Source organism: Paenibacillus endophyticus, assembly GCF_014192395.1.
GTDB classification, from domain to species: Bacteria; Bacillota; Bacilli; order Paenibacillales; family Paenibacillaceae; genus Pristimantibacillus; species Pristimantibacillus endophyticus.
On the sequence record NZ_JACHXW010000005.1, the window covers coordinates 37,963 to 54,998 of the forward strand.

Below are 17,036 nucleotides of genomic sequence, written 5' to 3' on the forward strand. Positions count from 1 at the left end.
ATTAGGCATGGTTAACAGCCTTATAGCTTATACGCTAATATTTGGGAAAATGTTGCATTGTTGGGATCAAAAAAAGCTGCTGTCATTGCTTTTGCAATGATAGCAGCTTTCCTTGCAGATCAGCCCTTCAACGTTTGCGTATTTTCTTCAACTAGCTCTGCCTTCGCTGGCCAGAATGCTTTTTTGCCAAGCAAAGTCGTAATCGCCGGAACAAGGAATGGACGTACGATAAATGTGTCCATTAATACGCCTATTGCAGTAATAATTCCGAATTGGACAAGCACCTGAATCGGCAATGAGGCAAGCACCGCAAAGGTAGCAGCAAGAATTAACCCTGCCGACGTAATGACACCGCCAGTCTCGCTTACACCTTCTTTAATGGCCTGTTTCAGCGGCATCGTCTTCCGTTTATTCCAAATGCTCGAGATCATAAATATGTTATAGTCCTCGCCGAGTGCAATAAGGAATACGAATGAGTATAACGGAATTGCTCCTTGAATGGCGTCAACGCCCATAAAGTAATGAAGAATGATCCAACCTAGACCGAGAGCTGCGGCATAAGAGAGCAACACCGTACCAATTAAGTAAAGGGTAGCTGTCACGGATCTCAGGTATGCCAGCAGCAGTATCATAATGAGTCCGATAACTAACGGAATAATGACAAGATTATCGCGGTCAGTCAGCTCCTTGGAATCATACTGTGTTGCTGACTGTCCGCCAATCCACACCTTTTCATCGGCATCGGCAACCTGAGCCTGCGAAAGCTCAGCTTGTGCCGCTTCCCTTAGAAGAGGTATCGTATCCATCGCTTCCTGTGAATAGGGATTCGTATTCAGAATAACGGAATACGATATCAGGTTAGGATCATCTATGCTTTGCTTCGGTTCCTGCACGTGATCGACAAGCGGTACGCTGCCCAGCTTGCCAGCCAAATCAGCATCTGCCGCCCCATTCGTTTGAACCACAACCGTGATAGGCGCGAGTTCGCCTGGCGTGAAGGTTTTGGAAATAACCTCGAATCCTTCTCTTGAAGGCATATCCTCAGGGAACGAGGAAAGCAGATCATAGGTGAATTTAATTTGAATGGAAAAGATAGCCAGAATAGCTAGAATGGCGACGGAAGAAATAACAACCGTCCATGGCTTCGCAATGACCAGGTTACCGATTTTGGAACCCAGTTTTTTCTCTGGATTAGGTTTGCGATAAGGCTTGCCTTTTTTGCCTGCGCGCACCTGCTCCATAAATTCCGTACGCGGTATAAATGGAAAGAAAGAGGCTCTTCCGATAATCGCAAGCAATGCTGGGACTAGCGTTAGACTTGCAATGCCCATGATAAGTATGGATAAGCTGAACGGAACCGCAAAACGGTCATATGCTCCGTACTTCGCCGCAAGCAGAGCCAGCAAAGAAAGGACCACTGTAAAGCCGCTCATCGCAATAGCGCCGGATGCGTCCTTGAAAGAACGTTTAAGAGCTTTCATTTTGTCATTCTCACGCGTTAATTCCTGACGGAAATGTGAGATGAAGAACAGACAATAATCGGTACCTGCTCCGAACAATAACACGGTCATAATGGATATCGCCTGTGCATCGACCGTAATCCAGCCCTCGCCTGCCATCCAGCCGAGCAGCGGGCTCGTCACGGCATATGCAAAGCCAACGCCGACCAAGGGAATAATAGCAAGAATTGGCGAGCGGTAAATGAACAGCAGAAGAACAAGTACGATGAGCACGGTTGCGATAAGAAGCGATACATCTGCACCTTTGAACAAATCGGTCGCATCAACCGAGATGCCCGCCGGACCGCTGACTCTGACGCTTAACTCAGATGCATCATCTACAGCAACCTCAAACGGTTTCTTGCCAGAAGCATCACCGATGATGACTTTGATTTCCTCAATGTTTTCTTTGAGAACCTCAGTCTCTGCATTCGCTCCAAAGGAAATAGGCTGAACCAGCGTTGTTCCATCTTCTGAAGCAAAACCCTTCAAAGCAGGCAAAGGCAATTCATGAAGAGGCACAACCTCGCCCTGTTCTTTCAAAGGGTTCTCCATGATATGCTGAGTCGTTTTTTGTATAAGGTTATAATCTTCATCCGATAACCCATCTTCGCGATGCCAGACGATTAACGCCGGGATGCCGGATGAGCTTGGAAACTTCTCTTTTATAAGCTTGTCTGCAAGCACTGAAGGGCTGTCTGCTTCCAAATTTGGCGCATTGCTTGATTCCTTCTCTCCAACGGCCGGAAGAAACACACTCAAAACTGCAGCAAGTATGATCCATGCGATTAGTGTAACCCATCGCGTACGAGGTCCAGCAATTAACCCTGCTAATTTTTCGATCATTTGACATATCCTCCATTTCACATTTTCCCTGTTATCGTTTAAAATGAAAACAAGCAATGATTTAATTATATATACCCGAAGGTTAATTAATCAATCTAAAATTATTACAATTTGATGAATGGAGGTCATGGCCATGAGCGAAGAGCAAATAAAACGCAAGCCAGGCCGGCCAAAAGGCACAGGTTCAATTCAGACCATGCAGCAGATTTTGCGCACGGCTGCTTTTCTTTTTATGGACCAGGGATTTGAGAAAGTGTCCTTGGAAGGCGTTGCACAGTCTTGCGGGATAACGAAAGCAAGCGTATATTATTATTTCAACAACAAAAGTATTCTGTTCACAGAATGCCTACAGTTTGTGTTGAAAATGGCTTACGATAATACCGCTGCCTTTCTCCTAGTAGATAGCACTCTAAAAGAAAGGTTGCTTAGCGTCGCCGTTCGCCATATGAAAAACGCACATGTCGAATTCGAGACGATGATGCGCGAAGCGTCCTCTGGCTTGTCCGCTGAGCAGATTGCAAGCATTCGAGCAAGCGAGCAAGCGCTTCATGTCCTGATCGGCTCTGAATTCAAAAAAGCTATCGATGAAGGTGAGATCGCCTCTAACGATCCGATGCTCCTGGCCCATTTGTTTACCGCGATGCTGACTGTAAAAAATCGCAAAGAAATTATCAATAGCGAAAAAACAGTGGAACAAGCCGCGTCCGAAATCGTAGAACTACTGTGGGCTGGTTTAGAACCGCGAAAGACTCAATAATAATCGGAGGTAATCACATGTTCAAAACGGCCATGGGCCGACTGCGCGTCGTTGGATTTTACGAAGGAATTTCTTTTCTGGTATTGCTGCTAATCGCTATGCCCCTTAAATATTGGGCGGATATTCCCCAAGCTGTTACTGTTGTTGGCGGTCTGCATGGGCTTTTATTTGTTCTTTATATGTTAGCGGTTCTACATGTTTGGATCGTGCATCGTTGGTCGATCTTCAAAGCCGCTGCAGCATTCATTGCCGCTTTCCTGCCCTTCGGCACTTTCGTGCTCGACAAAAAACTGCTTCGCGAATAACATGCGGGCAAAACAATCATCGTTCTCATCGCATACGATAACGAATAAAGCAGCAAAAAGACCAAGGCCAGCGCCTTGGTCTTTTTGCTGCTTTATTGAAAGCTATTTTTTAGTTATGGAATTCCTGACCATCATGGACAGCTTTCACATAACCCGCACGAATAACGAAATCTCCAAAATGCTCGCCGGAATCACGTTCTTTGGCGTACTGGTTTATGATCGGGCGAAGCGTGTCCAAAATCTCGGTTTCATCAATATTTTCACGATATAGCTTATTGAGCCGGTCGCCGGCATGGCCAGCACCCATATACATATTGTATTTGCCCAATGCTTTGCCGATAAAAGAAATTTCGCCGAGCGCCGGTCTTGCGCACCCGTTCGGGCAGCCGGTCATCCGAATGTTGATTTCTTGGTCGCGAAGTCCCGCTTCATTTATGATTGGCTCTAGCTTGTCGATAAGCGTGGGCAAATACCGCTCCGCTTCAGCCATAGCAAGGCCGCAGGTTGGCAGAGATACGCAGGACAGGGAGCTTCTACGCAGCGCAGAATGGTGTGCGCCGTCCGTTAGGCCATACTGCTCGACCAATTCTGTAATTTTACGTTTTTTCTGACTCGTTACATTGCCGATAATTAAGTTTTGGTTCGGTGTAATACGGAAATCGCCGGTATGAACTTTTGCAATTTCTCGAAGTCCTGTCATTAACGGATAACCTTCCTGATCGTCAATCCGTCCGCTTTGGATGTACACCGTCAAATTCCATTTGCCGTTGCTTCCCTTCAACCAACCATAGCGATCGCCGTTATTTACGAATTGGTAAGGACGTACATCCTCAAGCTGCCAACCCAAACGGTTTTGCAGCTCCGACTTGAACCATTCAATGCCGTGGCGGTCAATTGTATATTTGAATCTGGCGTTTTTCCGAACGGAACGGTTGCCGTAGTCACGCTGAATCATTACGGTTTTTTCGGCAAGCGCTACAATGCGCTCCGGCGGACAAAAACCGATGACCTTGCCGAGCTGCGGATAAGTAGCCGTGTCGCCATGCGACATGCCCATGCCGCCGCCAACCGAGATATTAAAGCCTTTTAGCTTCCCATCTTCAATAACGGCGATATATCCGATATCTTGTGAGAACACGTCCACGTCGTTATAAGGCGGAATGGCAAAGCCGATTTTGAATTTACGAGGCAAATATACCGGTCCGTAGATCGGTTCAACCTCAGCGCCGTCTTGCTGGCCGTCAACAACCTTCTCGCCGTCAAGCCAAATCTCATGATAAGCGCGGGTACGCGGTGCCAAATGGTCGTTAACCTGGCGCGCCCAGTGGCTTACCTCTCCATGAAGATCGGATTGAAACGGATTCGGGCTGCACATTACATTACGGTTTACGTCGCCGCAAGCAGCAAGCGTCGTCATCAGCTCGGCATTGATTTTTTTCAAGGTTGGCTTCAGGTTCCATTTCAATATTCCGTGCATTTGAAACGTTTGCCGTGTTGTAAGACGAAGCGTGCCATTGCCGTATTTATGTGCCAGACCGTCCATAGCCAGCCATTGCTGGGAAGTGGCTACACCGCTCGGCAATACAACCCGCAACATGAATTGATAGGCGGGCTCAAGCTTCTGGCGTTCACGCTCATTGCGCAAATCCCTGTCATCCTGCATATAGCTCCCGTGAAACTTCAACAGCCTATTGTCATCCTCGGGCAAGCCGCCTGTAATTGGATTTTTCAGCGTTTCTACCAATGCTCCGCGCAGGTAATTGCTTTCGATCTTAATATGCTCTACTTCACTTGGTGGCCCGCCGATTGGCTTAACCATTTGTTCCTTTGCCATTGTTGCTGTCTCCTCTCGCAATCATTCGCGAACTCTCGTTGTTTTCGTTATTTATTAATATACGTCGCGCTGATAGCGCTGCTGCTCCTGCATATCATTCAGATAAGCGGCTGCTTCCTCTGCGCTTAGCGAGCCCTCCTGCTGGATAACCGTCAACAATGCGGAATGCACATCATGTGCCATATGCTTCTCATCGCCGCAAATATAAACATGGGCGCCTTCTTGCAGCCACGCATACAGCTCTTTGCTGTTCTCAAGTACCCGCTGCTGCACATAAACCTTCTCTTGCGTATCACGCGAGAAAGCAACATCCAGCTTCGTCAGGACACCGTCTTTAAGCATCCGCTGCCAATCGGTTTGGTACAAGAAATCGGTAACGAAATGGCGATCGCCGTAGAACAACCACGATTTCCCCTCTGCGCCCAGCTCTTCGCGTTCCTCAAGGAATGAACGGAACGGAGCAACGCCGGTTCCTGGCCCAATCATGATGATCGGCGCATCGGAGTTAGACGGCAGCTTGAAGTTCGGGTTTTGTTGAATATAGATCGGAAGACTGTCACCCGGTTGGATTCGGTCTGCGCAATGAATCGAGCATACCCCGTAGCGATCGCGGCCATGCGCCTCGTAGCGGACTGCTCGGATCGTTAAATGAACTTCATCTTCGTTCGCTTTGAAGCTGCTTGCAATGGAATACAAGCGAGCCGGAAGCTTGCGAAGTATCGTTACGAAACGGCTTGCGTCTGCTTGCCATGGTCCAAAGTCCTGTACAAGATCAAGCAGATCACGTCCGCTTGCATATTCTTTGAGCGCTTGTTCGTTGCCTGGCGCAAGAAGCTCGTGGAGTGCAGGGTTAGCCGTGAGCTCTGCTGCTTGCGTAAGGAGCGGTTTAGTCAAAGCAGTAATCTCATAATGCTTAAGAAGAGCATCGCGTAATGAGCCTTGCTCATTGTTCTTATTCACTGGAACGATTTCTTCAGGGTTGAAATTCAATTCATGTATAATGGCGTCTACTAATTCAGGATGGTTCTCCGGATAAATCCCTAGACTGTCTCCTGGCTCATACTGCAGATCGGATCCTTCAAGCGACAGTTCCAAATGACGTGTTTCCCGATCAGATCCGCGGCCATTCAAGTTGAGGTTCTCAAGCACCTCTGCCTTAAAAGGATTCGTACGTGAATATGCGGATTGTACGGCAGACGATTCAGGAGCTGGCGCCTGAACAGCTGCTGCTGCAGTCGAGCCGCCGTTAAGACGCTCGTTCAAAGCGCTAATGACCCGAGCGGACCATTGTGCAACTGGCTCGTCATAATCTAGATCACAATCGACACGCGGGCTTAAGCGTTTGCCGCCAAGCTCCTCGAGACGCTGATCGAAATCCTTGCCCGTCTGGCAGAAAAACTCGTAGGACGTGTCGCCTAATGCTAGAACAGAGAAAAATAAATTGTCGAATTGGGGAGCACGCTTGCTATATAAGAACTCGTGTAAAGCGCGTGCATTATCCGGCGGTTCGCCTTCGCCATGAGTGCTGACGACGAGCAATAAGTTCTCGACTTTTTTCAAGCCGTTCGTTTTGTATTTGTTCATGGCAGCAAGCGTAACATGCATGCCCTGCTCTTCTAGCTTGCGCGCCATCCCTGTTGCGAGTCTTTGGCAATTGCCTGTTTGCGAGCCGAATAGGATGGTTACCTCGCGTGATGCAGCTGGTACATGGCTAACGGAAACCATTTCTTCTAAATTAGGCGTTTCTGAAATGGCCTGAACAACGGCCTCTGCTGATGGCGTGCCAGCAACTGCTTGACGGGCAAACATATACCCTGTCAGCCATACTTGCTGAGACTCGGTTAGTGTCGGAAGCAGGCGATTCAATAGCTCGACTTGCTCCTGGTTAAACGGACTGTTCGTTACCTGAAGTTGCAACAATATCCACCTCTCATAAACATAAAATCATCATTTTCAATCATTATCAATTCACGGTGTGCACATGGCACTTTTTCTGTAGTTCAATATTACTTAACCTAACATAATCAGACAAAACCTTCAACGACCCGCGTCCGCGAGAAATCACCTATTTTTATACAATTATCCGTTATTGACTCATAAAATAAAAAAATCAGGGCATTTCGCCCTGATTTCTTTTGGTTTATCAGAAAAATTAATAGCTTAGATATAAATTAATGATAGATGTTTTTTCATGTTTTTTTCGCCATTCCGCCTAATTGAAAACGGTTCTCGACGCTTTGAGGAAACCAATGATAATGGCTATCAATTACGCTTGATTTTCAGCTGGATCTTGAATCGTTCAGCGTTTAAAAAAGAATAAAGTAAAAGAGTGCGGCTAATGCAAATCGATAATAGGCAAACCAGGATAGCTTGATTTTTTTCATCATATTAATGAACGTTACGACTGCGATCATGCCTACGATAAAAGCTGCGATTAAACCAATCAGAAACAATGGCAAATCAGCTGTCGTGAGAAACTCCCGGCTCTTGAGAAGATCAATGCCGCTTGCGCCAGCCATAATTGGAACAGATACCAGGAAAGTAAATTCCGCTGCCGCTTTCTGGCTTACACCGAACAGCATGCCTCCCGAAATGGTGGAACCTGATCGCGAAAAGCCCGGCCACAGGGCCAAAATCTGGAAGCAGCCTACCGCGAATGCTTGCTTGTATGTAATATCATCAAGCTCTTCCGCCGTAGGCTTCTTCCGGACCCGATCGGCAATGATCATCAGTATGCCTCCTGCGACTAAGCCGATTAATACTTTTTCGGCCGCGAACAGCTCGCCTTTGATGAAGGCATGCAGCAGTACGGCACAGGCGCCAGCAGGCGCCATCGCCACAATAATATGCAAGGCATTCAGCCCCGAGCCTTTGCCTATTTTGAAATTAAGCAGGCTTGCGAACCGCTTTCGGTAAAGCACCAGTACCGCGAGCACGGCACCGAATTGAATGACGACCTCGAACGTTTTGGCCCGGTCGCCTTTGAAATTCAGCAGCTCCGCCGTCAGAATTAAGTGACCCGTTGACGATACAGGTAAAAACTCCGTCAATCCCTCAACAATACCCATAATAATCGCAGTAATTAAATCGCCCAACGCCCGATCTCCCCCTCGGTAATCCTCTTATTCTGTTCCATTGTTATAGCTTATGCATGTCCATAGGTGCCCATTTCATTTTCATGAAAATCGGTTTGAATTTCGATTCTGCGAATACGGTTATCATCACGCTCACGAATGGTGAACGTGATGTTGTCGAATACCCAAGGCTCACCGACGGGAAGTTCCGGCTTCAAGTTAAATAGCCAGCCGCCGATAGAATCTACTTCTTCGCATGCAAGCTCCGTGCCTACGGCTTCGTTCACCTCGGTAATTAGCGCTTTTCCGTTGACCATATAACGCTGCTGCTCCAAAAGCTCGATTTCCTTTACCTCATCCTCGTCGAATTCATCGCGGATTTCCCCAACAATCTCCTCGATGATATCTTCGATCGTAATTAAGCCCGCCGTTCCGCCGTACTCATCAAGCAGGACAGCGATGTGAACCCGCTCCAGCTGCATTTTGCGAAGAAGCTTGTTGATGGGCATCACCTCAGGCACTGACATGACCGTTTGCAGCAGTGAGGAGACCTCTACATGGCGGTCTTCCTCATACCGAAGGAAAAACTGCTTCGTATTCAAGACGCCGATAATGTTGTCCTTGCTGCCCTTTGCGACCGGAAAGCGCGTATACTGCTCTCTCTTAATCGTTGCCAGGTTTTCTTCGCGCGTATGGTTTGCATACAAGCACACCATATCGGTTCTTGGGACCATAATTTCACGAGCGAGCCGTTCGTCGAAAGCGAAGATGCGGTTCACATAGCCGTATTCGCTTTTGTTGATTTTCCCGCTTTCATAGCTCTCGGACAAAATAATCCGGATCTCTTCCTCGGAATGCGCCTCATGCTCGCTTGCCGGCTTCAAACCGAGCAGTCTGACCAAGGAATTGGCAGATCCGTTAAGGAGCCAAATAAACGGGAACATCACCTTGTAGAACACGATAATGATCGGCGCTGCCCATTGGCTTACTTCCTCTGGCTTAATGATGGCCAGCGTCTTAGGCGCAAGCTCGCCCAGCACCACATGCAGGTAAGTCACTAGAATAAACGAGACGATAAACGAGAGCACATTGCTGATATCGCCCTCAATATGTAAACGATCGAAGATGGGATGCAGCACAAGCTCAATCGTCGGCTCTCCAAGCCAGCCTAAGCCGAGAGCCGTAATCGTAATGCCAAGCTGGCAAGCGGATAAATAACCGTCCAGCTTGTTCGTGACCTGCTCTACGGCTTTTGCATTTTTGATCCCTTCTGTAACCATTTGGTTGACGCGGCTTGAGCGCATTCGGATAATTGCGAATTCAGTCGCGACGAAGAAAGCGGTAAATACGAGCAGCAGCGCGAATAGTCCTAGCTTTAAAACCATACTGTTCTCCCTTTTGGGCAACTGGAGATGCGATTAGTAGCCTACCTCTACCGATGCATTCACGATATAGATCAAATCGTTTTTGTCATCTTTATCAGGCAGAACAATTCCGCTGGTCGTGAGCATCCCGCCATCCATCACTTCGATCGTGACTTGGCCGTAGGGCAATACAGCCTTAACCTGCTCCAAATCAAGCAGCTCATGATCGCATGGAAGCGCGAGCCTGACGCGCACCTTCATGTTATCAAGAGACCCTCCCGGCAGCACGGACCGAAGACCAGGCATAGAATTGTGGTGAATAGCGTTCTGTACCGCACGCACCGATGCCTTCGTAATGTTCTGACCATGCAGGTCGCATCCCATGCCTATTTCTATAAAAAATAAGTTGTCCACTTAACTATCCTCTCCTTTTCGCCTTTCATTCATACCTGTTGCAGCCTTACCATGGCACGTCATCATTGCTCAGCGGCGTTTCCCCGGCAGGCGTATAGCTGTAACCCGAGTCCGCGTCTTCAGCGGGCTGCTTACTGCCGATTCGTGGCATCACGTCAACCAAATCAAGCGGCTGCACAAGCTCAACGGGCGACATCCCTTTATCGAATTGGAAGGAGTCGCCTTCTATCACGACAACGTATCTTCCATTATGTTTGGCGAAATGAATGCTGTCCCCGAAATCGGCCAATAGCCCCTTTACCGTCACATCGCCCAACTTGAACGAAAAAGGCAGATCTGGCTTTTGTTCCACCAGTGCCGCGGCGGCAGTCTCCACCTGCTCAGGCGTCCACCATTCCTGAAGGTCTCTCTTCTCGCTTGCCGCCCATACTTCAACCGCGTTTTCTTCCTCGCGCCGTTCGGAGCTCTCATCCTCCTGCCACTTATCTGCGATATATTGATGAACCATTTCAACAACCTGTTCACCCATTACTTCAGGCAGCGGCTTCTCATACGATACGTATTTCAAAAAATCCTCGAAATAACGCGCATGCGATGCTTGATGGATTTTGAGCTCCCAATGCTCCAGCATCCCTTCCTCCGGCATATGCGGATATTGAATCGATTTGATGCTCCGTGCGCTTATGGCCATCTCAACCTGCGAGATTAAATTTTTCTCATCGGAAATTCTAGCGATTTTTGGTTCAAAGTCGCATTTGAGCAAAAATAAAAACGGTTCGTCGAAATACGTATTCAGCTTCGATAACGCAATAATGAAGGCACCGCCGCGAACAGCGCTCGTATCCATGTAGATACGCACGAGCTCATCCGCTATGCCGATAAAGCGCTCTTTGGAGTCGGCATCGCGAAGTCTTTGGAACAAATTGTAGTTTTGGTTGCTGCCCAGCTCGTAGCCGGGTTCTACCATAAACCTGCCGATCTTGGTTGGTGCCCCTGCCGAATTCGGATTGCGCTCCACCTTGCGTTTTACGATCCGTTTAAATTCGTCATCCAGAAACCTTTGAATTTCGCTGTCCTCATAGGTGTCCTCCTCCAGCGTCTGGTAATGCTTGTACCGTTTGCCTGATGAGGCCGCACTCTCCTCTCCATCGGTATGAATAACGAAAAAGGACAAATATTGCATGTTAAAATCCACGTTTATAATTCCTCCAAGCGAGCTGATGTCATCTCCTTAGGATAGCATATCTCGTCCCTTCGTGACATCAGGCGTGAGAACCTCGAATGAATGTAGCGCTGCACGAGAATGCATGCCAAATTGGCCGCAAGTGTATAGGCAATCACGATAATCATGCACCCCCTTCATTCCAAAGGCTGAATAAGGGGGTCGAAAGAAGCATAATCCAATAAGCCCATTATCCGCGCCGCGTTTCGAGCATGAATTGCCGCAGGTATGACGATGTGGCCGCCGACAGATTTTTTTGGCAAATCCGCCCTTCATCCATATGTTATGGAGCTTGACTCGATGGTACCGAAAACAGAGCATAATTGGCGCCATCCGCATCTGAAGCAGCTGTTCAACTTCATGCTCATGTATATTGGTTCATCGCCTTATGCAGCACCTGCCGTACTGTCACAGCTTATTTACGTGCAAATGGGTCTTGGCTTTCACTTTGTTGAGGGCGGTATTAATATCGCACGCGGAATGTTGAAGCTGCTGGTCGAGCTCGGCGTCGAGGTTCGAACGAACAGTGATGTAATTGAGGGTAATTGAGTTCATAACGGAGGATGGCCATGCCAGCGGTGTCCGACATAACTTCCTATTTGCTAAACGGAGATAGAGCTTCAAGATATGTTTGTAAATAAAAGACCTTCAGCTGATCCTAACGTTTATGTGGGGATTTCGTCTAAAAGCGAGCCTTCCCAGGCTCCTGCAGGCAAAGAAAACTGGTTCGCCCTCACGCATGTCCCACCGCTCCGCGAAGGCGAGATTTGGACGACCTACTAAGAATCTTATCGCGAGCTCGTGCTGGATAAGCTGGAGCGAATGGGTGCGGACAATTTGCGTCATCACATTGCGTGGGAGCATTCATTTTTGCCTGATGACATTCATTCGCTATACGGCTCCAACATGGCTCCATCTACGGCGTTGTTACAGATCGCAAGCTAAATGGCGAGTTTATCATTTCATCGCGAAGCACTTTGAACGGGCAACCTCTATTTCGTCGGAGGCTCAACGCATCCAGACCGAGGTATGTATTCCGCTGGTATCGCTATACGGTCAATTAACCGCCGACTTGATTAGGGGAGACCTCTCTAAGCAGGAAGCTATTTTACCATCAATATGGCATTGGTTGTGAACGATAAATTGGCGTCCGTTCAATATCGTCATAGTTGCGGTGCCATATGCCTGTCGTTGCGGGCGACATTGGAGGGATAAGCCACGACCATCGACCCGTCACAGCCCTGCCCTTCTCTTGCTCCTGCTTCTCGAAGCGCAGAAACTGTTCAGCTGCCGTATGATGATCAACAATGCTTACGCCGTGCTTCTTATAGGAATGGAGCACGGCTATATTTAGTTCAACAAGCGCGCGATCCTTCCAAAGTGACGTATTCGTTGACATATCAAAGCCAAACAGCTTAGCGACATTAGGAAGCTGATCATAGCGGTCAGCATCTGACAAATTTCTTGCACCGATCTCCGTTCCCATGTACCAGCCGTTGAATGGAGCGCCTCCATAACAAATGCCTCCAATCTCCAGCTCCATGTCCGAGACAAAGGGAACACCGTACCATTTCAAGCCTAAATCCCCGAAGCCGTCATGGCTCGGATGCGTCAATGGCACCTCAATCACGCTCTCCTTAGGCAATTCAAACCACTTCGGCACCTCATTGCCCTTCTGGATGACAAGCGGCAATAAATCAAAGCGCGTGCCCTCGCCACGCCAACCAAGCTTTTCGCAGGCGGAGGTGAAAGCAAGCGATGATGAATCGCCTACGACTCGATCCTTTTGATTGTAACCCGCGTAACGCACGAGCTGATGATTCCAAATCCTCATGCTGTTTTTAGTGCCTCTGGCCGGTAAAATCGTAATCGCTGGACGAATTCTGCCGCGATTCGTAGCAAAGTCGATATGCTGAATAATTCGATCCGCAGCTTGATGCTCATCTACCGCATCGCGTGCATCGAATACCTCCAGCGTCTGCCAAAATAACCTGCCGATGCATCGATTATTGTAGCGCCAAGCCATTCTGGCTCCATGCTTCAGCTCTTCATAGGTATGCTCATAGCTCCCTGTTCGCTCGATTTGTTCCAGAACCTCGTCCATTCGGCGCTTTGCTTCCGCTTCCGTTTTCTCGAGCTCGTAATAAAGCTCACCTAGAAATACGGTTGCTTCCCTCGCGAGCTGAGTTTTTGTCATCGTTGTCAAGTTGTCTGCTCCTCGTTCTCATCAAGCTTAACCAATACTCTGCGTTTTCGATATAACATCGTAGCCGCTTCTGCCACATCGTTCAGCATGCCTCGATTAATGAAGGCTCCGAACAGCATGCCGGCTACCGGAATCATCTGGAACAGCTTTTTCCAGCCAAAATTATCGCGGTATACCGCTACGACTTCACGCCAGCCTTGCAGCTGCGACATCATTTGCTTGCTTCCGCTCGCATTCTCATAGGAGCTAAGCTCCTCGATGATCGCTTTTTTGCCAACAATGTCCGATGATGCGAACTGCATGACTTTTACGGCGAAAACGCGCTCTTCCTTTAGCTTCGGATCGAAGCCGTAACAGATTGCAATCTCTTGTATAACCTTTAGCGATAATCCCAGAACAGCCGGAATGTCGATCGCTAATGTGAAAATGCCGCCAATTCCCGTCGTCGCTCCTTGAAGCGTCGCCATCGTGGAACGGCTTGAGGCAAGCTGAACCGCTGTTTCATTCATAACGGCAAGGGGCATCTGCGCCGCGTGTTCAAGCGTATGAACGTGTTCCTCATCGCCTAGTATAAAACCGCTTTGCGTGGCATTCCGCTGCAGTCGCTCAATAATAGAGCGTTCTGAAATGAGGTATTTACCTCCGTTTTGAATATAGCTGCCAATCTCGTCCACGGCTTGGCCAAGCTTAGCTTGAATGAACTTCGGTGTTACTTTATCTAGCAGCATGAACGGCAGCCGTCCAAGCTTTTCCCAAAACCATAAATCCTTCTGAGCTTTCTCCCATGCTTCGATTTCCTGCAAAGAAGCCTGCAGCTGCTCTTTCGTATCGTAGACTTGTGCCATATCGCCACTCTCCTCATATGCAAATAATACGAAGCTTGCGAGAAATCGGATTCGTTGTTCACATTATTGATCTATTTGTTAATCTATAATCGCGGCAGCCAAGTACGCAGAAAACATCAATGACCGCCGCGATTGCCGCGGCGGTCATTCTGTAATCATGAATCCTTGTGCACAGCTCCCCGTTTGGGGCCCTCAGACAAGCTTATTCGCCAAGCAGCATAGTCAGCTCCCCGCGGTAATAAAGCTTCAGCTTGTGCAGCGCACGCGTACAGCCCACGTACAGCAGCTTCGCATCTAGCGGCGAATAATCCTCAGCACTCGCATCTGCGATCAGAACAGCATCGAATTCCAGCCCTTTGGACAAGTACACCGGAACGACTGACAAGCCGCCGCCATATGCCGGCTGTTTGCTTTGCACGAGTGATGCATCTAGGCCATTCTCCTGCAAATACAAGTGGATAGTCTCACACTGCAAAGCCGTCCGTCCAATGACGGATATGGTTTCGTATTCGCCTTTAGCTTGCCATTCCCGAACAGTTTCAGCAATGGACCGAAGCCACTCTTTATCCGTCACTGGCTCTGCGATAACCGGATCTCCGCTGCGGAATACCGGGACGGCAGGCTTAACCTCGCCAATCATACTGCCAAGGATTTTATTGGCGAATTCAATAATTTCCATCGTAGAACGATAGGATCGATTCAGCTCGAAATAGCCTAGCTGCTCCTCCTCAAACAATGCAGTAAGCTCACTCCAGCTTTGCACGCCCGCATAAGCGTGAATCCCTTGCTGCAAATCCCCTAATACGGTCATCGAAGCCGTTCTTTGGCATAGACGCAGCACTTCAAGCTGAAACGGCGAATAGTCCTGGGCTTCATCGATGACGATATGATCAAACGCCTGCTTCGGAAGTCCAAAAAGCTGAAGCTGGATGTACGCGAGCGGAGCCAAGTCCTCTGCCGCAGCAACTTCTTTCTTCAGACGCTCCGCTGTCGCAGCCGCGATCCGCTTTGGAATACTTGCGACCAGCTGCTTGCCGCTGAACATCGAAGCATACAGCTGCAGCGCTGTGTAGGAAGGAATCTTTTTCGTGAAGCTGTTGAATTTGGTAAGCGCTTTTGCCCGGATTTTTTTGTCTGCGATACCCTTCATCTTCAGCTCGGATTCCATCCAGCGGCGAATGCGGCTGACTAGACGGTCGCGTTTTTTCATCAGCGTTTCATCGCCATAGTCCGTTTCATACCATTCGCGCATTTGCTCTGGCGAGAGCTCCATACGATCAATCGGCGTGAACGGAATGACAGGAACGATACGCTGCTCGACATCGGCAATCCGCTCGTCTACGATTGCTTTAAAGTCCAGGCTTCCTTTAAATCGGCCCGAGGCTTGTTCGATCTCCTCTGCGGTACGGCGCTCCTCGAACCAATACGACATAGCTTCCGAGGCGTCGCTTACGGAGATGGTTTTCTCCAGAAGCTCAACCGTCCAATCGCTGAATGTCGTTTGCTGAATATCGCCTACGCCAAGCTCGGGCAATACGCCTGATATGTAGTCGAGAAACATACGGTTCGGTGCGAATATAATCATTCGTTCCGCTCGCATCCTGTCGGCATATTGATAGAGAAGAAAAGCGAGTCTATGCAGCGCAACGGTTGTTTTCCCGCTTCCCGCAACGCCTTGAATAAACAAGGCTTTGCTTCGATCCGCACGTATGATCCGGTCCTGCTCGCCTTGTATGGTCGATACGATGTCACGCAGCTTGTTGTCCTTATTCTCTCCGAGACGGTAGAGAAGGAACTCATCCGTTACCGAGCCCTCCTCCTGACCACGCACATAGCTGTCTACCAGCCTTACAATTTCACCTTGACGAATCATAAAGTTTCGTTTCAAATGAACATGCCCTTCGATTTGACCGTCAGGCGACTCGTAGGATGCAGGCGACTCCCCTCCCGTAAAGGAATAGAAAACGCTGGCGGCTGGCGCCCGCCAATCGATAACAAGCAGCTCGTTGCTGTCTTTCTTCGCGACACCGGCTTTCCCAATATATAACGGCTTCATCTCGCCATCCGGAAGTTCTTCAAAGTCTACACGGCCAAAATAAGGCTCGCGCCTCGAAATTTCCAGCCGCAGCCTCCGTTCCTCTTGCTGTAAATCAAGCATTTGCTCCGTGAAATCATCACCTTTGTAGCGCGGGCCAATCGCCTGAAGCTGTGTCATAATATCATTGAGCGATTTCGTTAATCGATCTTGTTCTTCTTGATAGGCACTTTGAACTGTCAAGTCAGTTACCTCCTAAGTTATGGTGTACGAAATAAAAAAAGAGAAGCCCCAATATACCATAGGTCGGCTTCTCAAAGCAATTAAGAGTTTAGCGCAGTCCCAATCAGCCATACGGCCCCCAGAACGAGCAATATATTCAGTCCAAACAAGAATGGAATGCCAACTGTAAATGATCGATGCTTCGTCTTGTGACGCCAAGCTTTCATTGCAAGCCAAGTACCGATGGCACCGCCGGCCGCACTAAGCAAAAAAAGTTTTTGCTCCGGAACGCGCCTGCGCTGTTTTCTGGCACTCTTTTTATCCATGCCCATCAAAGAAAAGGTATACACATTTATAACGAGCAAATAGGCAGCTAAAACATAATAAATCGCAGCCATAGGTCTCCCCCTCTC

At 48.6% G+C, this 17,036-nt stretch carries 14 protein-coding genes; 3 read left to right on the plus strand and 11 right to left on the minus strand.

Annotated features, from left to right (window positions below):
• Positions 1–119: 119 nt before the first annotated feature.
• Entirely contained in the window at positions 120–2,345 is a 2,226-nt protein-coding gene (locus tag FHS16_RS09865) for an MMPL family transporter (protein WP_183561502.1), read from the minus strand.
• Positions 2,346–2,478: 133 nt separating this feature from the next.
• Here FHS16_RS09865 and FHS16_RS09870 point away from each other — a divergent pair, with 133 nt between their 5' ends.
• The gene (locus tag FHS16_RS09870) at positions 2,479–3,102 is read left to right on the plus strand and encodes a TetR/AcrR family transcriptional regulator (protein ID WP_183561504.1); all 624 of its coding nucleotides are present in this window, start codon (positions 2,479–2,481) and stop codon (positions 3,100–3,102) included.
• A gap of 17 nt (positions 3,103–3,119) precedes the next feature.
• Positions 3,120–3,407, plus strand: coding sequence for a DUF3817 domain-containing protein (locus tag FHS16_RS09875; protein WP_138751472.1), 288 nt, complete (start codon positions 3,120–3,122; stop codon positions 3,405–3,407).
• 109 nt (positions 3,408–3,516) lie between these two features.
• Here the strand turns inward: FHS16_RS09875 and cysI are convergent, their stop codons facing one another.
• From cysI to FHS16_RS09905, 6 genes are all read right to left on the minus strand, one after another.
• Positions 3,517–5,241: an assimilatory sulfite reductase (NADPH) hemoprotein subunit gene (gene cysI / locus FHS16_RS09880; protein WP_183561506.1), complete on the minus strand. Its 1,725-nt coding sequence runs from the start codon at positions 5,239–5,241 to the stop codon at positions 3,517–3,519.
• 54 nt (positions 5,242–5,295) lie between these two features.
• Positions 5,296–7,158 (minus strand): assimilatory sulfite reductase (NADPH) flavoprotein subunit, encoded by a 1,863-nt coding sequence (locus FHS16_RS09885; RefSeq protein ID WP_183562102.1) that lies wholly within the window; start codon positions 7,156–7,158, stop codon positions 5,296–5,298.
• 389 nt (positions 7,159–7,547) lie between these two features.
• Entirely contained in the window at positions 7,548–8,336 is a 789-nt protein-coding gene (locus FHS16_RS09890) for an undecaprenyl-diphosphate phosphatase (protein WP_183561508.1), read from the minus strand.
• A 50-nt stretch (positions 8,337–8,386) separates the two neighbouring features.
• Positions 8,387–9,700 carry a hemolysin family protein gene (locus FHS16_RS09895; protein WP_183561510.1) on the minus strand — a complete coding sequence of 438 codons (1,314 nt, stop codon included), beginning with the start codon at positions 9,698–9,700 and terminating at the stop codon, positions 8,387–8,389.
• A gap of 33 nt (positions 9,701–9,733) precedes the next feature.
• Positions 9,734–10,093 (minus strand): Lin0512 family protein, encoded by a 360-nt coding sequence (locus FHS16_RS09900; RefSeq protein ID WP_183561512.1) that lies wholly within the window; start codon positions 10,091–10,093, stop codon positions 9,734–9,736.
• A gap of 46 nt (positions 10,094–10,139) precedes the next feature.
• Positions 10,140–11,288 (minus strand): DUF3900 domain-containing protein, encoded by a 1,149-nt coding sequence (locus FHS16_RS09905; protein WP_183561514.1) that lies wholly within the window; start codon positions 11,286–11,288, stop codon positions 10,140–10,142.
• Positions 11,289–11,615: 327 nt separating this feature from the next.
• Here FHS16_RS09905 and FHS16_RS09910 point away from each other — a divergent pair, with 327 nt between their 5' ends.
• Positions 11,616–11,864 (plus strand): hypothetical protein, encoded by a 249-nt coding sequence (locus FHS16_RS09910; RefSeq protein ID WP_183561516.1) that lies wholly within the window; start codon positions 11,616–11,618, stop codon positions 11,862–11,864.
• 565 nt (positions 11,865–12,429) lie between these two features.
• Here the strand turns inward: FHS16_RS09910 and FHS16_RS09915 are convergent.
• The 4 genes from FHS16_RS09915 to FHS16_RS09930 all read right to left on the minus strand — a co-directional run bounded on the left by FHS16_RS09915 (position 12,430) and on the right by FHS16_RS09930 (position 17,021).
• The gene (locus FHS16_RS09915; RefSeq protein WP_183562104.1) at positions 12,430–13,512 is read right to left on the minus strand and encodes a nitric oxide synthase oxygenase; all 1,083 of its coding nucleotides are present in this window, start codon (positions 13,510–13,512) and stop codon (positions 12,430–12,432) included.
• 5 nt (positions 13,513–13,517) lie between these two features.
• Positions 13,518–14,366, minus strand: a complete 849-nt coding sequence (locus FHS16_RS09920; RefSeq protein ID WP_183561518.1) for an EcsC family protein — start codon at positions 14,364–14,366, stop codon at positions 13,518–13,520.
• Positions 14,367–14,568: 202 nt separating this feature from the next.
• Positions 14,569–16,644, minus strand: coding sequence for a HelD family protein (locus FHS16_RS09925; protein WP_246431696.1), 2,076 nt, complete (start codon positions 16,642–16,644; stop codon positions 14,569–14,571).
• Between the two features lie 80 nt (positions 16,645–16,724).
• Positions 16,725–17,021: a DUF1294 domain-containing protein gene (locus FHS16_RS09930; protein ID WP_183561520.1), complete on the minus strand. Its 297-nt coding sequence runs from the start codon at positions 17,019–17,021 to the stop codon at positions 16,725–16,727.
• Positions 17,022–17,036: the final 15 nt, after the last annotated feature.

Excerpts from the sequence above, each read along its gene's own strand:
- FHS16_RS09920 (WP_183561518.1), bottom strand. The coding sequence starts at position 14,366 with ATGGCACAAGTCTACGATACGAAAGAGCAGCTGCAGGCTTCTTTGCAG.
- FHS16_RS09895 (WP_183561510.1), bottom strand. The coding sequence starts at position 9,700 with ATGGTTTTAAAGCTAGGACTATTCGCGCTGCTGCTCGTATTTACCGCT.
- FHS16_RS09870 (WP_183561504.1), top strand. The coding sequence starts at position 2,479 with ATGAGCGAAGAGCAAATAAAACGCAAGCCAGGCCGGCCAAAAGGCACA.
- FHS16_RS09915 (WP_183562104.1), bottom strand. The coding sequence starts at position 13,512 with ATGACAAAAACTCAGCTCGCGAGGGAAGCAACCGTATTTCTAGGTGAG.
- FHS16_RS09910 (WP_183561516.1), top strand. The coding sequence starts at position 11,616 with ATGGTACCGAAAACAGAGCATAATTGGCGCCATCCGCATCTGAAGCAG.
- FHS16_RS09865 (WP_183561502.1), bottom strand. The coding sequence starts at position 2,345 with ATGATCGAAAAATTAGCAGGGTTAATTGCTGGACCTCGTACGCGATGG.
- cysI (WP_183561506.1), bottom strand. The coding sequence starts at position 5,241 with ATGGCAAAGGAACAAATGGTTAAGCCAATCGGCGGGCCACCAAGTGAA.
- FHS16_RS09930 (WP_183561520.1), bottom strand. The coding sequence starts at position 17,021 with ATGGCTGCGATTTATTATGTTTTAGCTGCCTATTTGCTCGTTATAAAT.
- FHS16_RS09875 (WP_138751472.1), top strand. The coding sequence starts at position 3,120 with ATGTTCAAAACGGCCATGGGCCGACTGCGCGTCGTTGGATTTTACGAA.